Annotated in this window: 18 protein-coding genes and 2 pseudogenes; 13 read left to right on the top strand and 7 right to left on the bottom strand. The window is 50.7% G+C overall.

Annotated features, from left to right (window positions below; all coding sequences use genetic code 11):
* Positions 1–12: 12 nt before the first annotated feature.
* Complete coding sequence (gene dbpA, locus LVQ79_RS01700; protein ID WP_151993574.1) at positions 13–1,386, bottom strand: ATP-dependent RNA helicase DbpA; 1,374 nt, start codon at positions 1,384–1,386, stop codon at positions 13–15.
* A gap of 270 nt (positions 1,387–1,656) precedes the next feature.
* Here dbpA and LVQ79_RS01695 point away from each other — a divergent pair, with 270 nt between their 5' ends.
* The gene (locus LVQ79_RS01695; RefSeq protein ID WP_064519157.1) at positions 1,657–1,947 is read left to right on the top strand and encodes a Bor family protein; all 291 of its coding nucleotides are present in this window, start codon (positions 1,657–1,659) and stop codon (positions 1,945–1,947) included.
* A 361-nt stretch (positions 1,948–2,308) separates the two neighbouring features.
* On the opposite strand, the gene LVQ79_RS01690 is transcribed toward LVQ79_RS01695, so the two are convergent.
* A complete protein-coding gene (locus tag LVQ79_RS01690; protein WP_232863671.1) occupies positions 2,309–2,671 on the bottom strand; it encodes a hypothetical protein in 363 nt (120 codons plus the stop codon).
* 491 nt (positions 2,672–3,162) lie between these two features.
* Between LVQ79_RS01690 and LVQ79_RS01685 the strand changes: the two genes are divergently transcribed.
* On the top strand, positions 3,163–3,567 hold the full coding sequence (locus LVQ79_RS01685; protein WP_232863670.1) for an MbcA/ParS/Xre antitoxin family protein: 405 nt from the start codon (positions 3,163–3,165) through the stop codon (positions 3,565–3,567).
* Complete coding sequence (locus tag LVQ79_RS01680) at positions 3,567–4,256, top strand: RES family NAD+ phosphorylase (protein WP_232863669.1); 690 nt, start codon at positions 3,567–3,569, stop codon at positions 4,254–4,256. The genes LVQ79_RS01685 and LVQ79_RS01680 overlap by 1 nt, the downstream gene beginning before the upstream one ends.
* 36 nt (positions 4,257–4,292) lie before the next feature.
* On the opposite strand, the gene LVQ79_RS01675 is transcribed toward LVQ79_RS01680, so the two are convergent.
* Both LVQ79_RS01675 and LVQ79_RS01670 read right to left on the bottom strand, forming a co-directional pair.
* Positions 4,293–12,866 (bottom strand): glycoside hydrolase family 94 protein, encoded by an 8,574-nt coding sequence (locus LVQ79_RS01675; protein ID WP_232863668.1) that lies wholly within the window; start codon positions 12,864–12,866, stop codon positions 4,293–4,295.
* Positions 12,867–13,165: 299 nt separating this feature from the next.
* Positions 13,166–13,378: pseudogene (locus tag LVQ79_RS01670) on the bottom strand (putative quinol monooxygenase); the annotation flags it as partial.
* A gap of 5 nt (positions 13,379–13,383) precedes the next feature.
* Between LVQ79_RS01670 and LVQ79_RS01665 the strand changes: the two are divergent.
* Positions 13,384–13,722: pseudogene (locus LVQ79_RS01665) on the top strand (MFS transporter); the annotation flags it as partial.
* Between the two features lie 199 nt (positions 13,723–13,921).
* Here LVQ79_RS01665 and LVQ79_RS01660 read toward each other — a convergent pair.
* Positions 13,922–14,947: an alpha/beta hydrolase gene (locus LVQ79_RS01660; RefSeq protein WP_370639822.1), complete on the bottom strand. Its 1,026-nt coding sequence runs from the start codon at positions 14,945–14,947 to the stop codon at positions 13,922–13,924.
* A gap of 272 nt (positions 14,948–15,219) precedes the next feature.
* Between LVQ79_RS01660 and LVQ79_RS01655 the strand changes: the two genes are divergently transcribed.
* The 7 genes from LVQ79_RS01655 (at position 15,220) to LVQ79_RS01625 (ending at position 21,603) form a co-directional block, all read left to right on the top strand.
* Positions 15,220–16,386, top strand: coding sequence for an aldo/keto reductase (locus tag LVQ79_RS01655; RefSeq protein WP_232863665.1), 1,167 nt, complete (start codon positions 15,220–15,222; stop codon positions 16,384–16,386).
* A 14-nt stretch (positions 16,387–16,400) separates the two neighbouring features.
* Entirely contained in the window at positions 16,401–17,081 is a 681-nt protein-coding gene (locus LVQ79_RS01650; RefSeq protein ID WP_012606387.1) for a heavy metal response regulator transcription factor, read from the top strand.
* Between the two features lie 15 nt (positions 17,082–17,096).
* On the top strand, positions 17,097–18,554 hold the full coding sequence (locus LVQ79_RS01645; protein WP_232863664.1) for a heavy metal sensor histidine kinase: 1,458 nt from the start codon (positions 17,097–17,099) through the stop codon (positions 18,552–18,554).
* Positions 18,555–18,618: 64 nt separating this feature from the next.
* Entirely contained in the window at positions 18,619–19,098 is a 480-nt protein-coding gene (locus tag LVQ79_RS01640; protein WP_172893304.1) for a (R)-mandelonitrile lyase, read from the top strand.
* Positions 19,076–19,837: a carboxymuconolactone decarboxylase family protein gene (locus tag LVQ79_RS01635; protein WP_232863663.1), complete on the top strand. Its 762-nt coding sequence runs from the start codon at positions 19,076–19,078 to the stop codon at positions 19,835–19,837. The genes LVQ79_RS01640 and LVQ79_RS01635 overlap by 23 nt, the downstream gene beginning before the upstream one ends.
* A gap of 9 nt (positions 19,838–19,846) precedes the next feature.
* On the top strand, positions 19,847–20,431 hold the full coding sequence (locus LVQ79_RS01630) for a flavodoxin (protein WP_232863662.1): 585 nt from the start codon (positions 19,847–19,849) through the stop codon (positions 20,429–20,431).
* A 107-nt stretch (positions 20,432–20,538) separates the two neighbouring features.
* Complete coding sequence (locus tag LVQ79_RS01625; protein ID WP_232863661.1) at positions 20,539–21,603, top strand: alpha/beta hydrolase; 1,065 nt, start codon at positions 20,539–20,541, stop codon at positions 21,601–21,603.
* Positions 21,604–21,749: 146 nt separating this feature from the next.
* Here the strand turns inward: LVQ79_RS01625 and LVQ79_RS01620 are convergent, their stop codons facing one another.
* Both LVQ79_RS01620 and LVQ79_RS01615 read right to left on the bottom strand, forming a co-directional pair.
* On the bottom strand, positions 21,750–22,322 hold the full coding sequence (locus tag LVQ79_RS01620; RefSeq protein ID WP_050163998.1) for a TetR/AcrR family transcriptional regulator: 573 nt from the start codon (positions 22,320–22,322) through the stop codon (positions 21,750–21,752).
* Between the two features lie 96 nt (positions 22,323–22,418).
* Entirely contained in the window at positions 22,419–23,282 is an 864-nt protein-coding gene (locus tag LVQ79_RS01615) for an arginase family protein (protein ID WP_050163995.1), read from the bottom strand.
* 295 nt (positions 23,283–23,577) lie between these two features.
* Between LVQ79_RS01615 and LVQ79_RS01610 the strand changes: the two genes are divergently transcribed.
* Positions 23,578–24,429, top strand: coding sequence for an aldo/keto reductase (locus LVQ79_RS01610; protein ID WP_232863660.1), 852 nt, complete (start codon positions 23,578–23,580; stop codon positions 24,427–24,429).
* A 26-nt stretch (positions 24,430–24,455) separates the two neighbouring features.
* Positions 24,456–25,445 (top strand): aldo/keto reductase, encoded by a 990-nt coding sequence (locus LVQ79_RS01605; protein ID WP_232863659.1) that lies wholly within the window; start codon positions 24,456–24,458, stop codon positions 25,443–25,445.
* The last annotated feature ends 26 nt before the right edge of the window (positions 25,446–25,471 follow it).

Here is a 25,471-nt window from a genome sequence, read left to right as displayed (position 1 = left end):
GGTTTTAAAGACTTATTTCAGCAAACGTACTTTGACGGATTTGCCTTTGATCTTGCCCTGTTGCAACTGTTTCCACGCATGGCGTGCAACAGACTCACGAACAGCAACATAAACGTGCATTGGGTGCACATCGATTTTACCGATATCCGCCCCATCCAGCCCCATGTCACCTGTCAACGCACCAAGAATATCGCCCGGGCGCATTTTCGCTTTCTTACCACCATCAATACACAACGTCGCCATTGTCGCTTCAAGTGGTTTGATGCTGCCACCGGTTGGTGCAGGCTGCCAGCTCAGGGACAAGTTCAGCATTTCTGCCAACACGCTGGCGCGTTGTGCTTCTTCTGGCGCGCAAAGACTGATAGCTAAACCACTTTCCCCCGCGCGTGCGGTACGGCCGATGCGGTGAACGTGAACTTCCGGGTCCCAGGATAGTTCGTAGTTGATGACCATTTCCAGCGCTTTGATATCCAGGCCACGAGCCGCAACATCGGTTGCCACTAACACCCGGCTGCTGCCATTGGCGAAACGCACCAACGTTTGATCACGGTCACGCTGTTCCATGTCGCCGTGCAGCGCCAGCACGCTTTGATTGCTTTCACTCAACGCATCACAAACTGCCTGGCAATCTTTTTTGGTATTACAGAACACTACGCAAGACGCGGGCTCATGCTTGCTAAGCAGTTTTTGCAGCAGGCTGATTTTGCCACTGCGCGAGATTTCGTAGAACTGCTGTTCAACAGACGGCAGTTCGTCTACTGAATCAATTTCGATAGTTTCCGGGGAGCGCTGCACACGGGAACTGATTGATGCAATCGCGGTAGGCCAGGTCGCAGAGAACAATAATGTCTGGCGATCCTGCGGTGCATGGCTGATGACTTCATCAATTGCATCTGCAAAGCCCATATCCAGCATACGGTCAGCTTCGTCCAGCACCAGCGTTTGCAAAGCGTTTAACTTAACGGTCTCTTTTTTCAAGTGATCCAGTAAACGACCTGGTGTTGCGACAATGACATGCGGCGCATGTTGTAACGAATCGCGCTGGGCACCAAATGGCTGGCCACCACATAGCGTCAGCACCTTGATATTTGGCATATAGCGCGCAAGGCGACGTAATTCTTTGGCCACCTGATCGGCCAGTTCACGCGTTGGGCACAGCACCAGCGACTGAGTAATAAACTGGCTTGCATCAATATGTTGCAACAAACCAAGGCCAAAGGCCGCAGTTTTACCACTGCCGGTTTTCGCCTGAGCACGGACATCTTTCCCAGCCAGTATCGCGGGTAATGCAGCCGCCTGAACAGGCGTCATGGTGTGGTAACCAAGTTCGGTGAGATTGGCGAGTTGTTCTGCTGGCAGAACGTTTAGGGTAGAAAAAGATGTCACAGTTATACTCTCAATTAATGGGCTGTCAGACAGCGTCTGGCGCGCATCTTAGCAGATTTGAGGGGGCAACGCGGCAGTTTCAGGCAAAATAGCGCTGGAGTTTTCAATCATAAAGCGACCATGGATAAACGTCGGTCCCACTGTTTGTTCGGAACATAAACAGAAATCAAACGATACCCGAGATAATTCTTAAGCATTGCTAGTCGTATTTAATAACCAGATATACAATGCGAAGCTGTTTATGATGACCACAATAAAAATAAGGTATATATGAAAAAGTTAATGATAGCGGTTGTTGCTTCAATGGTGTTATCTGGCTGTGCTCAACAAACATTTACGATTAACAAGGATATTGCTGAAAAACCACAGCAAACCACCACACACCATTTCTTTGTTAGCGGAATTGGTCAAACAAAAACTGTTGATGCTGCAGCTGTATGTGGTGGCGCTGATAAAGTTGTTCGCACTGAAGTGCAGCAGACATTTGCTGACGGTTTCCTGGGCTTTATCACTCTGGGGATTTATACCCCTCGCGATGCTCGCGTATATTGCTCTAAATAAATACTCTTGCCGGTGTTATGCACCGGTATTAAACATTTTTGATATAGTTAACACAAAATAATAACATGCCGAAATGATACCATCAGGCAATAGTATAAAAATAAATAAGAAGATGATTTTCAATGACATGGGGATTTAAAGTAGCAACAGTAATTCTTGTTGTTGTAGTGCTAGTTTGGCTGATGCTAATTATCAATACATTTGATAAATATGCACATTTTCATTATTTGATCGATCAAATTGAAGGGACATACTTGAGGTGACTTAAGTTAAATCACCTCGATTTATAATATTGCGTTGATTCTAAAACCCCACCACCAATACATTGCCATTTCACCAAAAGCATTAAAATATCAATGTATTAGCTAGCGTGGGTGTTGATGTCGAGATAGACCATTAACTCAGCTTTTGCGCTCTGTTTAGCAGCTGCGTCTTCGGCAACAATATAAAATGATCTGGATGAGCCTTCTGGTGCTTTCTCAGCAGGATAAACGGTGTAATTTAAATCCTTTTTACCTGATGCTATCTGGCATTTCATCGTCCACGCATTCAACTCTTTCGCATCACTCTTACATGTCGTCGGTCCGTAGGAATAACTGAGATAAGAACCCACCCGCGCCTCTGCATCTTTTACATAAGATGGAGTACTGTTGAACCAATATATCCCGCAAAGCACTAATGCAAGTGGTGTTGCGATTAAAGAAATAAGATGTGTTTTTTTCATGATCCCAGAGTTGTTTTAAATTAGAGGGCTCGAAGTATATAGGAATCCCCTTATTGATTACACATTTTGAAATGGTTTTTTTATATTTGTATTAAAACGTATTTAATCACGCCGATTGTAACTGTGAGTGAATATTATGTTTGATATTAGTTTACGGTGTCTAGATTTTAATTAATTGTTAAATATATGATCACACCTGTTGCGTACAACGACATAAAGCGAGTAACTAATTAGTTTCTTTTCCCTTAAAATATATCCATACAATATATAAGTCTTTCTGTTTATTTGGCAATTATCCCTCATCCCATAATACCGGGCATCATTTCCTACCCGCGTTTGACTCTGAAGGCAGATCATTTCTGCGTCAGATCTTGCTTCCACATGTGGTTAGCTACTTCTTAATTGTACATATATGAACAATTCCTCTATGCTAGTAATTAAGTTAACTCATGTCTCAGTTTTTGGCAGGCACAGATTATATAGGAGGACATATGGCTAACACAGCACAGAAAGACCATCTAAATGGCGCCATTGACCCCAGCAAAGCGCTACCTGTGGTGTTTCGCATTCTGGATAAATGGCACTGCAATTCTGATGAACAACTGAAATTACTGGGTATTTCATCGCGTTCAACATTGAACAAATACAAAGAATCCGGTGGGGGCATTCGTCTAACCTTGGACATGCAGGAACGAATGAGCTACATCCTCAATATTCATAAGTGTCTGCGATTGCTGTTTACAGCTGACGACAGCGTTTATGGTTGGGTGCGCAAACCTAATAGCCATCCTTTCTTTGCTGGACGCACAGCCATGGATGTGATGAAAAGTGGCCGCGTGGCTGACCTGTATGAGGTTGCCAAACGGCTGCATGCATGGCGTGGGGGAATGGCTTAATGCAAAAGCCGCCACTTACCAAGTTCGAAGGGGAGAAAGCCTATCGGATAATCCCAAGTCGCTATCCAACAATTGATTTGTATGAAGACGTGGCTAGCACCGACGAGCTTGAGGCTGTTTGGGCTATAGAGGCAATGACCAATGACCGGTTAAAAGAAGAGGCCGGAGAGTTGTCATTGGTGCCAAAACACGATTGGCTGGTGGGTATTCATGGAAGCAGTTATGTAATGGCGGCATTCACCCATTTAAATCCGGAGGGAGCACGATTCACCACTGATGATTTTGGCGGCTATTATTGTGCTCCTAAGTTAGATACCGCTATCAAAGAAACGGTGTACCACCAGGAGCGTGTATTAGGTTATACCTGCGAACCTGCACAGAAAGTGCAGATGCGCGTACTGTTAACTACATTCGACGCAACCTTGTCTGATATTACAGATGAACCGTTCCTCTCCTCACCTATCTATCACGCCACGGACTACAGCCAGGCAAAAGCCTTTGCTCAGACTCAGAAGTCCCAAAACGCGGACGGTATCCATTATCGCTCCGTTCGCCATACAGAGCATTTTTGCTATGTACTCTATCGGCCTTGCCTGATTACTCATGTTCATCAGGCGCAACATTTAGAGTATCACTGGAATGGAAGCGCCATTACAAATGTACTCAGCATTCAGCTATATGGTGAATAGCGGAAAACCTCTGGTTTGGCTTCACCATTTTTTGGATTAGATTTCTGTCCCTAAGTTAATCTCTACAACGTGCCGTTGCCCATCATCAATCAGCGGAATAGTATTTCCTGACTGCGATACTCCATCCAGCATGACCTGATATTCGCCCTCGCCGCGCTGCGCATTTATCTGATAATCACTCGAACCATGTCGATAAACCATGCTTACATAAGGCCAGTCGCGTGGCAGTAATGGATGAACGGTGATTGAGTCACCCTGGCGTTGAATACCCAGCAAGGTTTCGATGATTAACCGATATGCCCAACCGGCCGAACCGGTATACCAGCTCCAGCCACCACGCCCGGTGTGCGGCGCAACGCTATAAATATCTGCCGTCATCACATAGGGTTCGACTTTATAACGTTCAATGGCATCCGCAGTGAGTCCGTGATTGATCGGGTTAATCAACGACCATAGCTGCCAGGCCCGTTCGATATTGCCGCTACGGGCAAACGCCATCACCGCCCATATCGCTCCGTGAGTATATTGCCCACCGTTTTCACGCACGCCAGGCAGGTAACCCTGAATGTAGCCAGGGTTTGGCCCGTTTCCGTTAAATGGCGGAGTAAGCAGTTTTATTAGCCCCGCCTCGTTATCCACCAGGCGTGAGTCCAGCGCCTGCATCGCTTGCGCGCACCTCTCCGTGCTTCCCGCACCGGATAACACCGCCCAACTTTGGGCGATAGCATCTATCTGGCACTCTTTTGCGCTTTGCGAGCCTAAAGCTTCTCCACTATCAAAATAGCCCCGGCGATACCAGGCCCCATCCCAGGCCGCCGCCTCAAGATTGATTTGCAGTTTTTCAGCTTCTTTACGGCACATTGCGGTGATTTCGTCATCGTTGATTTGTTCGGCAAGCTGCGCAAATTGCTGCAAAACATCATAGAGGAAGAACCCAAGCCAGACGCTCTCACCCTTGCCTTCTAACCCGACGAGGTTCATGCCGTCGTTCCAGTCGCCCGCCCCCATCAACGGCAAACCATGTTGACCAAATCGCAAGCCGTGACAAATGGCTTTTACCCCGTGTTGCCATAGCGTCTCTTCAAGCGCGCTGATAACCGGTTGTTCATAAGCCGACTCCTCGCCCGGTTGTAACTCACGCCCCTCAAGGTACGGCAAGCGATGTTCGAGCAAACCGATATCGCCGGTGGTTTTAACGTAGTGGCAAATAGATAACGGCAACCAGAGGTAATCGTCTGAACAACGGGTGCGAACCCCATTCCCTAATGGTGGATGCCACCAGTGTTGAACATCTCCTTCAACAAACTGACGTGATGCACACAGCAGAATTTGCTCGCGCAGCCGTTCCGGTGCTGCATGGCTCAAAGCCAGCGTGTCCTGTAGCTGATCGCGGAAACCAAACGCGCCGCCGGACTGATAGTAACCGCTGCGAGCCATCAGGCGGCAAGCGATGGTCTGGTAAAGCAACCAGCCATTGGCCAGTAAGTTAACCGCAGGGTCCGGGGTAGAAACGACGATTTTGTCGAGCATGTGATGCCAGTGGCTGTGAACATTCGCCAGTTCACTACGCGCGGCGTCTTCGCTCAGATACTGATTAATCATCACTTCTGCGTCCTGCGCGTTCTGCCCGATACCCAGCACAAAAATAAATGTCCGTTGGTCACCATCAATCATCGTGGTTGCTGACTGAACTGCGCCGCATGGGTCCAGCCCCGCGCCCGTTTTATCAGACAATGTGCGTAGCTTCATGGCCGCCGGATCGCGCTGCGAACCATTGCGCCCAAGGAATTCCCGACGGTCGCCCGTCACTGAACAATGCACACCCGTCACCGCGAAGAATGCCGTTCTCTCCGAGCCGTTGCTGTTGTAGAAGTTATTTGCCAACACGCCGCAGCCACGCCCGGTTGTCGACGCGCGAGTCACAATATGCATGCCCGATTTGCTGCGCGATTCACCCAGCGTCCACTCCACATAACCGGTCACGGAGATTTTGCGGGTGCGCCCTGAAGTATTACTGAGCGTCAGAATGGCGATTTTTACCGGTGCATGTTCTGCCACCAGTATTGTTAACTCCGTATCGATACCGGTTTCACGATGGGCGAAAACGCTGTAGCCAAAGCCGTGACGGGAAAGATAGTGCCCGTTGCCGCGCACCGGCAAGGTGGTCGGTGACCAGACTGCACCGCTTTCTTCGTCACGCAAATAGTACGCTTCGCCAGAACGATCGCTAATGGGGTCGTTTTCCCATGGTGTAAGCCGATATTCGTGTGCATTTTCATACCAGGAATAGGCCTGGCCCGCTTCTGAAATGACAGTGCCAAAACTGGCGTTCGCCAGCACGTTGGACCATGGCGCAGGTGTCTGGTCATTTTCATCCAGCGTAATCTGGTATTCGCGGCCATCTTCCGAAAAGCCGCCGCGTCCGTTGAAAAACACCAGCGCACGGGTATCTGGCTGCCACGGATCGTGTTGATTAGTGGGGATCCCAAGGCGAGGTGTAAAGGCCGGTTGTGCAGGAATGGTCGCCTGGAGGCGCTGGTTCAGCTGTTCTTTCAGGCCGCCAGCCCGGTCATCGAGCACAATTTGCGCCACACTCAGTAGTAAAAGCCGATCCTCCGCCGACATATGTTCGCCGTTGCGCACAAAAATACCGCCGGATTTATCTATCTGGCTGGCTTCAGACCCGGCCATAATCAACTCTATTATCTGGTTTTGTAGCTCTTGCTGATAACCCCCAGGGTTATCGTTAAGGATAACCAGGTCCACGGCCAGTCCTTTCAAACGCCAGTAATGGTGTGCCTGAATCATCGTGGTGATGAGCAAAATACTTTCATCACTGGTGATGTTAAGAATCACAATCGGCAGGTCGCCTGAAATAGACCAGCCCCACAGGCCTGACTGCCCGCGACGGTTACGGCACAGTGTTTTGGCATCCGCTCGCAGTTCAGGGCCAGGGAACAGCACCGCGCTGGCAAGTCGGTTAAAGAGCGTTGCATCGTCTTCGTTGGCATTAATCTGGCGCAATACTATCTGGCTATGTGACCACGCCAGCTCAAATACACGATCGGCTATCGGGTGGTCGTGATATTTCTCAATCAGCGCCTGGCTGTGCTGGCGGCTTTCCGTCACGCCATAAATAATATCGACGGTAACCGGCAATCCGGGTTGTAAAACGATGGTCTGACGAATGGCAAGAATCGGATCCAACACCGGCCCAACGCTGTTGCTCAGCACGCCGCTTTGTTGGGTTGCCAGCGCATTGGCAGGGGTTCTTCCTCGCCCAAGGAATTTTGCACGGTCAGTTTCAAATGAGGTGTCGTTCGGAGCCTGACCATGTACCACCATGGTATGAAACATCCACGGGCAAGCTTCATCAGGAGCGCGAGGCCTGCGGTGGCAGAGAATGGCGTGCTGTTCGGGAAGCAGCTCGGTCTGAATAAACAAGTTACTGAATGCCGGATGTGCCAGATCACTTTCTTTCGGCGCCAGCACCACTTCTGCATAAGTCGTCAGCTCAATGGTGCGCGGTTGCCGCCCACGATGCAGCAGCGTGACGCGGCGCAGCTCAATATCATCTTCAGGTGAGACAACAATCTGCGTTTTAACGCTGACCGTTCCCGCCAGCAATTTATACTCGGCCCCCGCATCGGTAAATATCACATCGTACTGGCTGACCGGCTCACCAAGCGGCTGCCATGTATTGCTCCACACTTCATTGGTGACAGGGTCACTGATATAACAAAACGCACCCCAGTTATCGCAGGTTGCATCGCTGCGCCAGCGGGTTAACGCCAGGTCTTTCCAGCGACTGTATCCGCCACCAGACTGGCTAACCATCAGGTGGTAATCAGCGTTCGACAGCAATTGAACTTCAGGGATCAGGCTGTCTACGTCGGTAAACTCGCGCGTTTCGTACTGAACCGGTTGCAAAACCCCTTCGTGAGATTCGAAATGGCGACGCGGGCTGTACAACTCAACCGCATCAGGAACCCGTTCTTGTAGTAACAAACGAGCCGACTGGAATGATGGGCTGGTCATAAATCGGTCGACCATCGGAGCACCCAACAACACGTGGGAAAGTGCCTGGAACGCCATGCCCTGGTGGTGCGCCATCCATGAACGAACCACGGCGTACATCTGGCCACTGGCAAGGCGCGAAGGCGTGTAGTCCAGCGCTTCGTAGAAACCATACTCCCCACGAGCACCATTTTTCTCGAGCTTCAGCAGGTTTTCACAGGCTTTATGTGGCGAAACCGTCAGCGCCATCATGGTGGCATACGGTGCGATGACCATGTCATCTGCAAGTCCCCGTCGCAAACCAAGGCCCGGCACACCAAAAGCGTGGTACTGGTAATTTTGCAGCGCATCAAAGGAGTAATAGCCCGACTCTGAAATCCCCCACGGCACGCCCCGCTCTTTACCCCAGTCAATCTGGCGTTTGACTGCCGACTGGCTCATCTCTTCCAGTAAACTTCCCGGATAAGTCGGCATCACCAGGTTCGGCATTAAATATTCGAACATTGAACCACTCCACGACATCAGCGCCGTTTCGTTATCAATGGTGGTAAACAGCCGTCCTAACGCAAACCAGCTTTTCAGCGGCAACTGGTTAGTGGCAATTGCCAGGAAACTGGTAAGACGAATTTCCGAAGGCAACAAATCGTAATGGCTGTTATCGAGCTTATTATTGTCGCAGTTATAACCCACGCTGAGCAGGCTGGTGACCTCGTTATACAGAAAGGCAAAGTCCATTCGCGCGTGCTCAGTCAGGCGTTGTTCCAGCTCCGTAATAATATCCAGGCGTGTACGTGCCTGGCGGATCACCGATTCTGAAGGACTGCCCTCGCCTGTATGTTTGGCCTGTGCCAGCCAGGAAAGTGTTGGCAACGATTCACCCTGCCAGTTTGCGGGGAGCCAACTGAGAAAATGAGTCCATTCATGGCAGATAAGCACTAACTGACGCTGGAGATGATCCACCCAGCGGCGGATGCGTCCCTCTTCATGATTGCAAAGTGCGTGAAGGCGATTGCTTTGCGCTCGCATATTTTTCAATTCAGGAAAGAGTAACGCCGGATGGAGTGTTGCAGCGGTTTTGCAGTGATTGCGAAGCTGACGCAGCGATGTCGGTGCATGCTGCCCCCAGGCTTTCTCGAGAATTTGTAATGTGTCATCGAGGCCCGTTAGCAATTGCTTAGTGTTCAGTATTGGCCGGTTACGCAGCCCCGTTAGCCCTGCGCTGAGGGTGAGCAAATGCCCTGCCATATTGCCGCTGTCGACACTGGAGATATAGCGCGGGTTCAGCGGCACCAGGGTGCGCGTGTCGTACCAGTTGTATAAATGGCCGCGGTAATGCTCCATTTTATCCAGCGTGTCGAGCGTCAACGTGATGCGTTGCAGCATTTCACCCTGCGGAATATAGCCAAAATCCCACGCCGTCAGGTTGGCCATCAGTGACAAACCAATGTTGGTTGGCGATGTGCGATGCGCAATCACCGGCTGGGGAATTTCCTGGTAATTATCCGGCGGGAGCCAGTTTTCTTTCTCAGTGGCAAACGTTTCAAAAAAGGCCCATATCTCGCGACTACTTTGGCGCAGCAGGCTTTTGTTTTCAGCATTAAATGTGATGGACGCGCGGGCAGGTTCACGGCTCAGCCAGCTTAATAATAATGGGGCCAGACACCACAGCACACCGACGGGGAGCGCAACAAATAGCATCATCGGGGCCAGGAATGCCGCAAGCAGAATCAATGCCAAACCGGCAACAACATTGAGCCACATTGCGCGATAAAAACGCACCGGCGAGGCTTTCGCGCTCTCAGTGCTCTGGTCGAAACTGGCCCACTGGTTGAGATTGTGATGGCTGATACCGAGGCGCCATAAAGTCACCGCAATGGAATGCAGCGAATAACCGGCCTCATGAGGCAACGTGATAAACCCGAGGCCAATGCGCATCAGGCGTTTAAGCCCACCCGATGACACCAGAATCAGATGTTGCAAGAATGGCCGCCGTGGGGGTTTATTGAGAATATCCTGGGCGATAACCAGCACAGTGGGAAGTAACAGCACCGCAGCCAAAACGCATATCCAGTAAAATGGATTCGGGACCAGCAAAAGGGTACAAAACACCAACACAAGAAATGACGGTGCGACCAGGCTACGACGCAAGTTATCCAGCAGTTTCCAGCGAGAAAGCGTAGTTAGCGGGTTTTTGCCGCGCGTGCCATCCGCTTTTCTCGGGTTGAGTTTAAGCCAGTTCAGCAGTTGCCAGTCGCCGCGTATCCAGCGGGTACGCCTTGCCACATCGGTAAGGTAATTATTGGGATACTGCTCATAAAGCAGCACTTCACTGAGCAAGCCGGAACGGGCATAGCACCCTTCCAATAAATCGTGGCTCAGCACCAGGTTTTCCGGGCAAGTATTGCGCGTGGCTTGCGTAAAAGTATCTACATCGTAAATACCCTTGCCAACAAACGAGCCTTCACCAAACAGGTCCTGATAAATATCCGATGACATCATCGAATATGGATCGTTACCCGGCACGTTACTGCACATAGCCGCATAGCGCCCCTGCCCGTTACGCGGGATCTCTTCAGCAAGCCCTGGCTGCAAAATACCGTACCCTTTGACGACGCGCTGTTTTACCGGATCGTAGACCGGATGATTAAGCGGGTGCGCCATAGTTGCGACCAGCTTATGGGCGGTATCGCGTGGCAGGACGGTATCGCTATCCAGAGTGATGACATATTTCACCCCCGCAGGCGGGCTAATTACATTGCTGTGGACTTCAGAAAACTGTTCTGCGGGTTTGCGTAACCAACTATTGAGCATCGACAGTTTGCCGCGTTTACGCTCATAACCCATCCAGACGTTTTGTTGTTCATTCCACTGCGCCGTGCGGTGAAGCAAAAAGAAAAGCGGCTGGGGAACGGAGGCATAGCGGCGGTTAAGATTCTGCATTTGCGCTTCAGCCCAGTGCAGAAGCTCGGCGTTTTCCGGCGAGTTTTCATCGGGGGAATCCGCAAAATCCGTCAGCAATGCAAAATACAGATTGGCCGTATTGTTACCGAGGTAACACACTTCCAGACTGTTAAGCAGTTTGTCTATCCCCGAGCGGCTTGTTAGCAAACAAGGGATCACTACCATGGTGCAAAACTCGGCCGGAATACCAGTCGAGAAATCCATACGTGGCAACGGGAGCGGCGAACGAAAGCGAGTCGTCGCCTCACTGAGTAAATTGATCGCTAACTGGCTAACCAGCACGACCAGCGGCAGGGCAAGAAGCGCAAGCGGCCAGTTCATACCTTGTTCGTGTGTATGCGATAAAACATCGGCGGTAAATGCGGTGGTCAACAGGCTCAGGCTACCGAGCCAGGAAAGCAGCGGAATTTGATTAAAGCTGTGGCGTAGTCGGACGACCCAAGACGTATTGGCCCCAAGCTGATGTTCCAGTTTCGAGCGCCCTTCCCCAATAAGATAATAACCAACATGGTTACCATCTGACTGTGCCATCTCAAGAATGTGACGCGCGACTTCCGGTTCACTGTGGTGGCTGTGCCGGGCAAGGATCTCGATAATGTGCCGATAGTGGTCGCGAGTATCAAAATGCATAGCCGGGTAGATACCGCCGGGATCCTGGCGCAATGTCTGTTCGACCAGACTCATGGCTTCGGCAAAGTCTGCCCAGTTGGTTTCGCTTAGCAGACGCAAACCGGCAATGCTGTTACTAACCGATAGCTGGCTGGCAGCAAGTTGCTGGTTGAAGCGGTGAATCAGGTAATCGGTGGTGACGCCTGTTTCAGCAAGGCGCTGTTCAACCCAGGTCAGCGGCAAAGAAAGCATATTCCCCCGCCCCTGCAAGCGGCGAACGAGCTCAGCCACAAAAGCACTGCTCAATGGCGGGCGTGAACGAGCCATATCCGCAATCACCATAATCAAATCTGCTGGCGTGTTCTCGGCACATTCAAAAATACGCGTTACCCAGACATCGGCGAGGTTTCGTTCTTCCTGCGCGTCAGCGACTTCGATACTGACCCGGCGTAAATTCTCGATAAGCGCCAGGCGCAACATTCCCGGTAGCGCCCAAAGCTCTCCGAGTGTTAGAGGAGTGACCTGTTGATATGCTGCAATGTAGCTTGTCAGACTGGCAGCATCCCAACGGCCATCAGCGTGGGCAATGGCTTCAGAGGCAATGTCATAAATACGCGGGCAATTATGTGGCGCGGCTAACGGCGGCAACCCCTTGCCAAAATTCTTGGGTAGGTGATGGCGAACCACGCGGATTTGTTCTTCGATAAGATAGTAATTATCCAGCAGCCATTCGCCAGCGGGCGTAATTCCTGACTTTTCACCCGCGTTGAGTAGGTAGCAATTACGGGTAATGATGGCTTCATTATCTTCCAGGCGCTTGAGTAAGTAGTAAGGCAACTTGGTGGTCGATAATTTATGGGAACGCGCCAGCTTCTGGCCATAGCGTTCCATTTGGGCCGCAGAAAATAGCTCAGCTTTGATAGGACTTTCATTCGCAGGCTCAGTGCCCAACCAATCAGAGGTTTTTGGATGCAATTCCAGTGACTTACTCGCGGTAAACCACTGTTTAAAGTTTAATTTCATGAATTTGCTCATCAGGCGATGTGAACGCACAGGAGCAGTTGTTCAATCAGATCAGAAACGTTCTCTCAGGATGGGGTGTCAGGCATCAGGGATTTAACAGCTGCAAGAGTCTTCTATAAAGTATAGGTTAAATTTTGTTCGTTTTTCTTGCGTGAGTTTTCATATGCCTGTGAAAAGCATTGCGAGTAAGCCTGGAGCTATAAAGTGATTTGCCTTTCAATGAAGGGAGTTCATCCTAGCACGCCCATGAATAAATAACGCACAGTTATCGGGGCGGCGAACAGAAAGCTTGCAGGCTTTCAGTTGAGGATACCAACCGAGTTCATCAGGATATAAGTCGCTTCTTTTCGAGTGTATTGATTAATCCTGGGCACAAGACGTTTGAAATGTTCGCTGGCGCAGTGTGCATCCAGAGCCGAGCGGTCAGGCCACTCCTCTATAAAAATGAAATGCCCCGGATCTTTCTCATCAATATATAAGTCATAGGCAATACAGAATGGCTCCTTTTTGGTGACCACTTCAAACCGACATCTATCTTCCGGCTATGCCCGTCATGGCGAAAGATTTACAGGGTGATGCTGAACTGACGATCACAGGGTTCCTTATCGGCTTTTGCATTGCGCAACTGATTTGGGGACCGATTAGCAATCGTTACGGGCGTCGTCTGCCACTGTTTATCGGTTTAGGCCTATTCATCATCGGCTCGGTGGGCTGCGCATTATCAACAGATATCGTGCAAATGTTATACGCTATGCCTGACGTTCTATTACGTTGCAGCCTACGCCTTTATCACGGGCTCTCCGTTTGTATATATCACGTACTTCGCAGCACTATGGTTGGACGATGGGCTGGATAATTGCGGTGTTTACGGCAGCCAGCGCCTTGATGGCATTGACTGTTCAGGTAAAAAACAACTATCCCCTGCCCGAATGATTTTATGAATTTCATTCATAGTGGCTATTAACCAGGCGTAATTATCTTTCATCCCGACTCCGTTAATCTGAACGATAAATTCTGGATAAGTCGATACCCACCGGGGTATCGACAGATGCGGATTAAATATTCTTATCGAAGAAGACGTCTAACTTTTGCAAAGCCTGGTCAACGTATTTTGGCACCCAATACGTCTCGATATGGGTAGCGCCATCGATCAGGAAGAGTTCTTTGTCCTTCGTACCGGTGGCTTTCGCGAACGCATCTTCAGTCATATAGAGCGTATCGGCTTTTGTACCGGCAATCATCAGCAGCGGTTTATTGATGAGATTGATATGGTCCGTTACGTCAAAGCTCATCAAATCCAGCAGACTGCTGGTGGTGTATTTAAACGTAGAGTTCGGGTGCGCGTGGGTTTTCCAGTAGTACTCGTAACCCTGGCGATACAAGGCAAAAGGTAATTTAGCAATCTGCTCATCAGTCAGGTTGGCATCGCCGGAGTAAAGCACTTCTCCTCCGGCGGCTTCCTGAGCACGTGCGTCAGAAGCCTGCTGAAGACGCTGCTGGATAGTATCCAGCTGTGAATCCTGCATACCATTGCGGCGCACAAGGCCTGAATTAAACATGCTGATGGTTGCTATCGATTTGAACCGCTTGTCAGTTTCGGCCGCAACGAGTGAATAACCGCCACCACCGCAAATGCCCAGCAGACCGAGGCGTGCAGTATCAACCCCCGGATACTGGCTGATGTAGTCAGCCATGCCGTGAACATCCTCAATACGGTTAGCCGGTTTATCCACGCTGCGAGGTATGCCACCGCTAGCACCTTGATAAGCTGCATCGGCGGTAATCGTGATGTAACCATGTTCGGCGAGACGCTGGGCATACAACCCGGCGACCTGCTCTTTTACGCCACCATTAGGATGTGCGACCACCACGGCAGGGTATTTTTTAGCGGGATCATAGTTAGCAGGGGTATAGACATTCGCGGCGATCTGGATGCCATGCAGATCGTATTTCACCGGATGAATGTTGACCTTGCCTTTGACGTTCTCGGTGATGGCACCGTCATAGGCCAGTGTGAATGGATTTTTTTTGTAATCAGCCGCATTGACTGAGGTCACTCCGGCCATTGCCGTGAGTAGCATTGCACTGATAAGCGTGAATTTCATGGTCTCTCCCGATGAGTGCCAGCCTGTTTATGAAGGCTCGCGGAATCAAATTTGCAGGCTCAGATTAGGCAGAGAGGGCTGTCAGCATCGTGACAAGGAAATAACATTTTTGTCAGGAAAGAGTCCGGGATGGTTAGTGTTTCTGACAACGCTGTCAGGTAACTGTCAGCTTTATGTTGGCAATCAGGAGGCAGAATGGTCTCGTTTAATGTGATTCATGTTCAATTTTCTGAGAAACGGAGCGATCAATGAAAAGCCAGAATGACCTAACAATGCCAGAGCGACGCAAGCTATTAGTCGCCGGGGCGGGTATTGCCGCCGCCTCGCTGCTCCCCCACGTATCGGCGGCGAGTCCATCCTCTCAGGTCGATTCATCCAGACAAACCAGCCAACGCAATGCTACTCCGGGCAAGCGTAAACTCGGGAAGCTGGAAGTCTCAGCTATCGGTCTGGGCGTGCAGAACATGAGTCGTAAATACGACACCTCTGTTCCATGGCGTCCTGAGATGATCAATGTTATCCACCGGGCATTTGATGAAGGGGTGACGTTCTTCGACGCTGCTGAAGCCTACGGTCCCTTTGAAGTCGAAAGAATTCTCGGGGAAGGCGTCGCCCCATTCAGGGAAAAAATCGTTATCGCCACTAAGTTTGGCTGGAACATTGACCAACAGACGGGGAAGCGTCTGCCGGGCCTTAACAGCAGGCCGGAACATATCAGGCAGGTCGTCGACAATATGCTCAAACGCCTGCGTACCGATCGTATCGACTTACTTTATCAACATCGAGTTGATCCACAGATCCCTATCGAAGATGTCGCCGGTGTGGTGAAAGATTTAATGGATCAAGGAAAAGTCCTGCACTGGGGTCTGTCTGAAATGGGCATCAACACGTTGAGACGCGCCCATGCGGCATTACCCGTTACCGCCGTACAAAGTGAATACTCCATGCTCTGGCGCGGCCCTGAAAAGCAGGTACTTCCGGTATGTGAAGAGCTGGGCATTGGTTTTGTGCCATGGAGCCCACTCGGCGTACAGTTTTTAACGGGCTGGATTGATGGAAATACCCGGTTCGCTGCCGGTGATATACGTGCTATAGAAACGCGATTTTCACCCGACAATCTCCCGCACAACTTACAACTCGTTGAGCTGCTAAAAACCTGGGCGATAAGAAAAAATGCCGCACCGGGTCAGATTGCACTGGCATGGCTCCTGGCGCGTAAACCCTGGATTGTTCCCATCCCTGGCACCACCAATAAAGACCATATGCTGCAAAACACAGCAGCTACCACCGTGTCGATGACAGCTACAGAGATGACCGAGCTTACCCGCTCACTGGATGCCATCACTATCCAGGGTCAACGTCTGCCGGATGCCGTGCAGGTTTATTCCGATGTTGAAGCACCATTGAAAAGTTAAGAGGAAGTCCCGTTATGCGCCTGTTGTTAGTCGAAGATGAAGAAAAAACGTCAACCTATCTCAACCGTGCGTTGAGTGAGTCCGGATTTACGGTAGATGTCTCTGCAGATGGCGCTGAAGGTCTTCATTACGCGCTGGAGTTCGACTACGACGCGATAATACTGGATGTGATGCTGCCGGGGATGGATGGCTACCGGGTACTTGAGGGTGTGCGAGCAGCCAAACAGACGCCGGTATTGATGCTCTCGGCACGGGGATCGGTCGACGAGCGCGTTAAAGGACTGCGTCTTGGCGCGGATGATTATCTGCCCAAGCCCTTTTCGCTTATTGAGCTGGTGGCGCGTATTCAGGCACTGGTGCGTCGCCGCGCTACGGATGGCGCAGACATCACCCAACTGCAAATTCACGATCTGCATCTCGACTTACTGGCTCGCCGCGTATTTCGTGCCGGAACGCGACTGGAGCTGACCGCGAAAGAATTTTCCCTGTTAAGCCTTCTGGCCAGGCATCAGGGAGAGATTCTGTCAAAGATGATGATTGCGGAGCAGATATGGGACATGAATTTTGACAGCGATGCCAACGTGGTTGAAGTGGCCATTAAACGACTTCGGGCCAAAGTGGATGCCCCGTTCGATATCAAACTGCTGCATACAGTTCGTGGCATGGGTTATGTCCTCGAAGTCCGGTCCGAATAAATGAAGGGGATAAGTATGCCTAAGCGTTCTATCTCCGTTCACCTGGCGCTGATGTTTGCCTTATCCGCGCTGCTCATTGTATCCATTATCGGTATCCTGCTCAGAAGCTCCTTGCATGATTCTTTGCAAAAGCAGATGCACAACGAGCTGCTATTCCGGGAATCATTAATGAGTCCGTGGATCACCACCCGAACCTCGGCTGACGGCTGGTCAACGCTGGCCAATAAATTCACCGTGTTAACCAATTCTGAAGGTGAACGCGTTCGCTACTGGATAGTGAGCGATAACCCACGCTTTAGCATCGGGGGAACACCACCAGTGGGTGTTCAGTGGTCTTCTTTACAGGAAGGGTTTAATAAAGTGCCCGGTGCATCAGAAGGTGCATGCTCGCTGTTTCTGTTAGTGAAAACCATCCCCGCCAACGGTGAAAGGCCTGAGCTGCGCTATGTGGTTGCTATCGACTCCACACCGTACATGGGAACACTTGATGCGTTCACGCGTACATTGCTGATCATTACCGCACTGGGCGTCGTGATTGTCGCCTTACTGGGATACATCGTATCAAGGATCGGTCTTCGTCCGGTTAGGGCGCTCAGTAAACAGGCCCGGCAACTCGCTCCCGGGGACCATGGTCAGCGCCTGAATACCGAAGCATTACCTGACGAATTACAGCAGTTAGCATCATCTTTTAATGGCGTGCTGGAACGGCAAGAGGTCGCCTGGAGGCAGCTCGAAAGCTTCAATGCCGATGTTGCGCATGAACTCCGGACTCCGCTGACTAATCTGATCGGCCAGACGCAGCTGGGGCTCTCACGCCGACGTTCGCAAGATGAACTGGAAGAGTTATTGGGTTCCAATCTGGAAGAGCTTGAACGTATGACATCTATAGTTAACGACATGCTGTTCCTGTCGCATGCTCACGCGGGTGAACATGCTTCCCAGCTTACGCAGGTGTCCCTGAGAGAAGAAACCCTGAAAACTGCGGAGTATGTTGAACCCTCTTTTGCTGAAAAACAGCTCTCTCTGGATGTTCAGGGCGACGTCACCGTGCACATCGACCGACGACTGTTCCACCGCTCACTGGCTAATTTACTGGAAAATAGCGCAAGACACTCACCGTCCAACAGCACGGTTACGGTGCGCTTAAGCGAAAAAGGTCATCAGGCATGTGTTGAAGTTTCAAACCCGGGCGATCCGATAGCACCAGAGCACTTACACCGGCTTTTCGAGCGGTTCTATCGCGTCGACACCTCCCGATCCAGGAGTGATACCCATCATGGACTGGGCCTGTCGATCGTGCGTGCTGTCGCCATTATGCACCGGGGAGATGTCTTTGCGCGAAGTGAAGGTGGCATCAATACATTTGGCCTCACCTTTGCGATACAAGCGGATAAAGTGGCGGGTAATGCTCAATCCAGCGCTGAGTCGGGACAAGGGTTAACTGACAGAATTGTCAGGGGGGCGTCAGCCTGACGTCATTACTCGCTCGATAAAATCATCGCAGGCAATTCCCTCTTCATTGATAAGGACGCTTTGCATGATCGGGCATTTACGTTACCTCGGGCTGTTACTGCCCTTCTTCACCTTTTCATCCTGGGCAGCGGAGCAAAATCCTGCTGTCCATATCGCCCCCGCAGGAAGTCAGAATGCGGTGTACGGGCCTGCCGAGAACTTTACCGGTCGCGTCCGGGTTGATCCTCTCTTCAAACCGGATAACGACATCAGTGTTTCCGGGGCTTATGTCACGTTTGAGCCTGGTGCCCGCTCCGCCTGGCATACGCATCCGGCAGGTCAGCGGCTGATTGTGACCTCGGGTGTTGGGCTCACCCAACAAGAAGGCCAGCCGGTGCAGGTTATCCGCGCCGGTGACGTTGTCTCTTGCCCGGCGGGCGTCAAACACTGGCACGGGGCGGCCCCCGGCAGCGCGATGACGCATCTGGCGATAACCGGGATTGTGGATGGCAAAAGCGTTAACTGGATGGAGAAAGTGACAGATGAACAATACCACGCCCATTAAAGCATTAGCGGCAGCGGTACTGCTGACCTTTGGTTTTGGTCTCGCAGCACATGCTGCGCCCGTCAATAAAGGAGCCTCAGAAGTGAACCACGAACAAAAGGTTTCAGATACGTTGTCAGCCCGCCAACAGGCTATCCCGTTGATTGCGGCATCGATGGCCAGCAGTCAGATGGATAAGCTGAATGCAGCCCTTAATCAGGGACTTGATGCAGGACTCACCATAAACGAAACCAAAGAGATTCTCGTCCAGCTTTATGCCTATACGGGCTTCCCCCGTAGCCTGAATGCGCTTAGTGAACTGATGAAGGTCGTCGAAGCACGTAAACAACGTGGCATCGAAGACGTTGAGGGCAAAGAACCGGTCGCCACCATCCCAGTCGGGGATGAGCTTCGCCGTGTCGGTACCGCAAACCAGACAAAAATCTCAGGCGCTCCCGTCCAGGGCCCGCTGTTTGATTTTGCCCCAGTGATTAACCAATTCCTGCAAACGCATCTGTTCGGCGACATTTTCGCCCGCGATAACCTCGACTGGCAAAGCCGCGAGCTGGCAACGGTTGGCGCATTAGCGGCCACGCCAGGCGTTGAAGCCCAGCTGTTATCGCATACACGAGCCAGCATGCGTGTCGGCTTGACGTCAGCGCAGCTGCGCCAACTGGCACAGGTTCTGCGTGAACATGGCGAAAACGATGCAGCAACTCGAGCCGAAAAGGCGCTGCAACAGGCGCTCGCAAGCAATTAGGAGGTGGTTATGGAGCATGATCCCAACCGCAGAATGTTGATCACCGCACTTGCCGGACTCACGCTGGCGAACGTTTCTCTGGCATCAGCAGCCACCGGAACCGCAAACGTGCAGGGTAAAAGTCGAATTCTGGTGGCGTACTTCTCCCGCAGCGGAAATACACGGGTGATTGCGGGCGTCATTCAACGTAGCCTGAACACCGATCTGTTTGAAATCGAACCGGCAACGGCTTATCCGGAAGACTATTTCCAGACCGTTGAGCAGGCAAAAAATGAGCGTGAGCGGGGAGTAAAACCGGTATTAAAAAATAGCGTCGCAGATATATCACGCTATGAGACCGTGTATTTAGGCTTTCCGATCTGGGGGACCAGCGTGCCGCCTGTAGTGCAAACATTTCTCAGCAGCCACAACCTTGCGGGCAAATTACTGATCCCCTTTATAACTCACGGTGGCTACGGTAAAGGAGACAGCGACGACATCCTTGCCCGTCTCGCCCCAACTGCGCGTAGGGAAAAACCGCTGGTCATTGAATGCGACCAGGAGCGAAGAACAACTGAAACGGTCACCAGTTGGTTAGAAACAATACGCAGTTAATCGTCCGCATTCATGAGTCTGCCAAATAAGGGCAATCAGGGGTGCTAAATAATTAACGCTGACAACTCAGATATGATTGAACAGCAAACATAACAGAGGATGTAATCTTGAAGACGATCTTAAAAACGCTGGCCATTTGCATGATGGCGGGTGGTCTGGTGGCTCAGTCGGTATATGCCGAGCCGCTGGTCATTCAGGAACAGGGAAGCTTTTCTGCTGGCGGTACTATCAACACCGCCCCTGGTAAATTTGACGCGAAGAAGCCGCTGGACTCTGCTGGCCAAACCTACCATGGCGATCATGCGTCTGTGTTCTACCAAATCCCGGAGAATCCGCATAAATACCCTATCGTCATGCTGCACGGCGCAGGTCAGTTCTCCCGTACCTGGGAAAGCACACCGGATGGTCGCGAAGGGTTCCAGAACATCTTCCTGCGTCGCGGGTACTCAACTTATCTTGTCGATCAGCCACGTCGGGGCAGCGCCGGACGTACGACTGTAGAAGGTACTGTTACGCCTAAACCGGATGAACAGATGTGGTTCAATCAGTTCCGCGTTGGCGTGTGGCCAGAGTATTTTAAGGGCGTTCAGTTCTCTCACGACAAAGAAGCACTGAATCAGTATTTCCGTCAGATGACCCCAAATACCGGGCCGTTTGATATCAATGTCATCTCTGATGCGATGTCCGCCGTCGTGGATAAATCCGGCCCCGCTATCCTCTTCACCCACTCTCAGGGTGGCGGACCGGGCTGGTATACGGCGATGAAAAACGACAAGGTTAAAGCCATTGTCGCCTTCGAGCCTGGCAGCAGCTTTGTCTTCCCCGAAAAAGAACTCCCTGCCCCTATGCCAAGCGCGTTCGACACGCTGAAGGGTGAGCCTGTGCCAATGGCGCAATTTATGGCACTGACCAAAATCCCGATTCTAATTATTTACGGCGATAACATACCGGATAAACCTGTCGCCATGCCCGCGCAGGACAGCTGGCGGGTACGTCTGGCGATGGCTCGCGAGTGGCGCGACGTGGTGAACAAGCATGGCGGGGATGTGACGGTAACGCATCTGCCAGAGGTAGGAATCAAAGGAAATACTCACTTCCCGTTCTCTGACCTCAATAATGTGCAGATTGCTGATTTAGTCGGTCAGTTTTTGAAAGATAAAAATCTGCAGTAGGACGAAATAGCATTGAGCTTTCATTATTGAGGGCTCAATACAAACATCAATTTTTTCAAAAAAAATGGGGACGTGACAGTCTGCTTTGAGCGAAAAGCGGACATTTTCGATTCATGTGCTATCAGTTATGACTGACCTGTTTGGCATTATTTCAATAATTTTGACATTAGCTCAAAAAACATTGGCAGGTCTCGACTGAAAGAGAAAGACGCGTTTATCGCTTTGCGTGCAATTAATCCGTCGATAAAGGCAAACAGTATAATCGTGGTTTCTTCCAGGCTAATGTCCTGGCGAAACTCTCCTGCAGTAATACCTTCTGCGATAATCCCTGCAATACTTTGCCGCATGATGGTATCACTGGAAATATACGTTTTTTGCAGTTCAGGGTTCCGCGCAGATTCAGCCATGATTTCAACCCACAACTGATGTGTAACTGGGTAGCCTACATCGCTGATGCACGAAGTAACCTGCGCACAAAGGCGGTCGAAATGAGTACCCCTGGATGGAGCATTATGGGCTGTCAGCGCTGAATTCTGCTCTTCAAGAACGATAGCCTTTATTAGGTCATCCTTGCTTTTAAAATACGTGTACATTGCTCCCTGACTGATCCCAGCGCGGGTAGAAATTTCACGCACGCTTGTCGCACTGAAGCCTTTTTCTGCAAAACAGGCAGCAGCAGCGGTAATCAGCTTATGGTAGGTTTCAGTTTTCTTTAACATGTCGAGTATAATGTTTTATAAGGTGCCCGGACTTTAACGCTGTTTGCTTCGAGGAGCCAGACTTAGCTCTGTAGTTCTGGCTCTTGGAATCAGATATCACTTCATCAGCGGTAATACACTGAGCATTTTCTTGAGGTTCATCATATCCCACGGCAGATGTTCAGCAATCGTAAGGCCGACCGGTGCCGTTTTTGAGGTAGCCTGAGCTATCAGATTGAGTACATCTTCAATAGTCAGCTTGCCTTCTGCTACATCGCCAAAATCGTGCTCGCCTCTGCCTGGCATGGCGAAAAGCACAGAACGGAAAAGTGACGGATCGAGAACGTCGAGATCCAGGTGTATCGCCAGATACTCAATGCTTTCCCTGTGAATCCACTCCAAAACTTCTTTCCCACCATTTTTGACTTGTTCAGGACCGATAGTCGCAATGTCATGACGAGCAAGGTATTCAGCTTCATAAGCCAGTGGATCGTGGATACCTGCAATCATTATTTTTGAGGGATTAAGCCTGGTGGTTACGTGAGCAACTAAATCTTTATCACCTGTTCCAATTAGTGCTCCAAGAACATGGGCATGAGCGTTTGGATACTGTTTAGCAGTCTGTACGTCAGGGTGAGAGTCAATCCATAGCACACCCAGTTTATCACCGTATTTATTGAGCAGATGTGTAAAAGGAGCCAGTGATACCAGGCAATCCCCACCAAAAACGACAATTGAATCGGGATTATGTTTCTCAATCAGAGTGGCTGCATCGTTGAGCTGCCTGATAATTTGAGGTTTAGCTGTAATGCCATCTACTTCCGCCAGTGGCTCCGTTGTGGGCTCATCGACCGGAACAGACTCAAGAGGGCCATCCGATTCGGGGGAAAGATACGAGAGAAGAAGCGACCCAAGGTGATAGGGTGGGTTATTACCGCCTTGCCATTGGGGAAATAAAAGTCTGAGCGTTTTACTAGTCATAATTTGCCTTTGTTTGTTTTGACAACAGACTGATTAGAAAGAATCACAAGTCAGCCATGAATGAACGCTCATTCATTTTTACGTTATTATCGCTTCATGGCAAACAGCACGGCACGTTAAGTTAAAAAATCATTTTACAGCCAGGTTCAATCTATGTCCGCTTTTGGCACGCAGCGGACCTTCAGCCCCTCAAAATTAATGAACACATCTAATAAGCCCTAGCTAATTACCCCATCTAATCGAATAAATTACTTTGCGTTATGCTTTTCCTACACAACAGCTGAAGGATAACGTCATGCAAACTGTAAAACTGAACAACGGTATTGAAATGCCCCTGCTGGGCTTTGGTGTCTTCCAGATGACGGATGCCGGAGAATGCGAAAGAGCCGTTATTGATGCCATAGATACAGGATACCGCCTGATCGATACCGCTGCGTCTTACCAGAATGAAACCCAGGTCGGGAACGCACTGAAACAGACCGGTATTGCCCGTAACGAACTCTTTGTAACGACCAAACTTTGGCTACAGGATACCAATTACGAAGGCGCTAAAGCACAGTTCGAACGCTCCCTGAATCGGCTGCAACTTGATTACGTCGACCTGTATCTGATCCACCAGCCTTATGGCGATGTCCATGGGGCATGGCGTGCTATGGAAGAACTGCAGCAGGCAGGAAAAATTCGCGCCATTGGTGTCAGCAATTTCCATCCTGACAGACTGGCCGACCTTATCGCCTTCAACAAAGTTGCCCCTGCGGTAAACCAGATTGAAGTTAACCCCTTCAACCAGCAGCTGCATGCTGTTCCATGGAATCAAAGCCGTGGCATTCAGCCAGAAGCCTGGGCACCGTTTGCGGAGGGTAAGAATGGTCTGTTCCAGCATCCCGTATTAACGGCGATTGGTCAGAAATACGGCAAAAGCGTGGGTCAGGTGGTTCTGCGTTGGATCTTCCAGCGAGGCATCGTTTCACTGGCGAAATCGGTGCGTAAAGAACGCATGGCAGAGAACATCAACATTCTCGATTTTGAACTCAGCTCTGAAGATATGCTGCAAATTGCCGCCCTCGACACCGCAACCAGTGCCTTCTTCTCTCACCGCGACCCGGCGATGGTGGAATGGCTGACTGGCCGCAAACTTGATGTTTAAGACCCGATAAAAGAGGTATTTATTCAATGCAAAAACGTTATCTGGGTCAATCCGGGCTCGAAGTCTCAGCGCTTGGACTCGGCTGCATGGGCTTAAGCCACGGCTACGGCCCGGCGACCGATACCCGTCAGGCTATCGAGCTCATTCGCGCTGCGGTTGAACGTGGCGTCACCTTCTTCGATACCGCCGAAGTATATGGCCCCTTCCTTAATGAAGAGGTTGTCGGCGAAGCCTTAAAACCGTTTCGTGACCGTGTGGTCATTGCCACTAAGTTTGGTTTTACTTTTGGCGACGACAACAAGCAGCAGATTTTAAACAGCCGTCCGGAGCATATCCGTGAAGCTGTGGAAGGATCATTACGCCGTCTTAAGACTGATGTCATTGACCTGCTGTATCAACACCGTGTCGATCCGGATGTCCCGATTGAAGATGTTGCGGGTACGGTAAAAGACCTGATAGCTGAAGGCAAAGTTAAACATTTCGGTCTGTCCGAAGCGGGTGCGCAGACCATTCGTCGTGCCCATGCCGTACAACCTGTCACGGCCCTGCAAAGCGAATACTCAATGTGGTGGCGCGAGCCTGAGCGGGAGATCCTGCCTTTACTGGAGGAACTGGGCATTGGTTTTGTGCCTTTCAGCCCATTAGGTAAAGGCTTCCTTACGGGCTCGATTAAGCCAGGAACTACTTTTGGGAAGGATGATTACAGAAGCCAAGTGCCGCGTTTCGCCGAGCAGGCGATTGAAGCCAATGAAAAGCTGGTCTCATTGCTGGGTGAACTGGCTGCAGAGAAAGGCGTGACGTCTGCGCAAATTGCGCTGGCATGGCTGCTGGCACAAAAGCCGTGGATTGTTCCTATCCCTGGTACCACCAAACTACACCGGCTGGAAGAAAACCTGGGGGCTGCCGACATCATTCTTTCGCAGGATGACTCACGGCAGATAACCCAGGCGCTTGAAACGATTAAAGTCGTTGGCGAACGTTACTCTCCTGAGCACCAGGCCCGCGTAGGCCGTTAATATCCGGACGGGTCCGCTGAGATTGG

Origin of the sequence: Buttiauxella cochleicola, from assembly GCF_021282405.1 — a bacterium.
GTDB classification, from domain to species: Bacteria; Pseudomonadota; Gammaproteobacteria; order Enterobacterales; family Enterobacteriaceae; genus Buttiauxella; species Buttiauxella massiliensis.
Note: the sequence above shows the minus strand (reverse complement) of the source record. Positions and strands in the feature narration are given on the sequence as shown.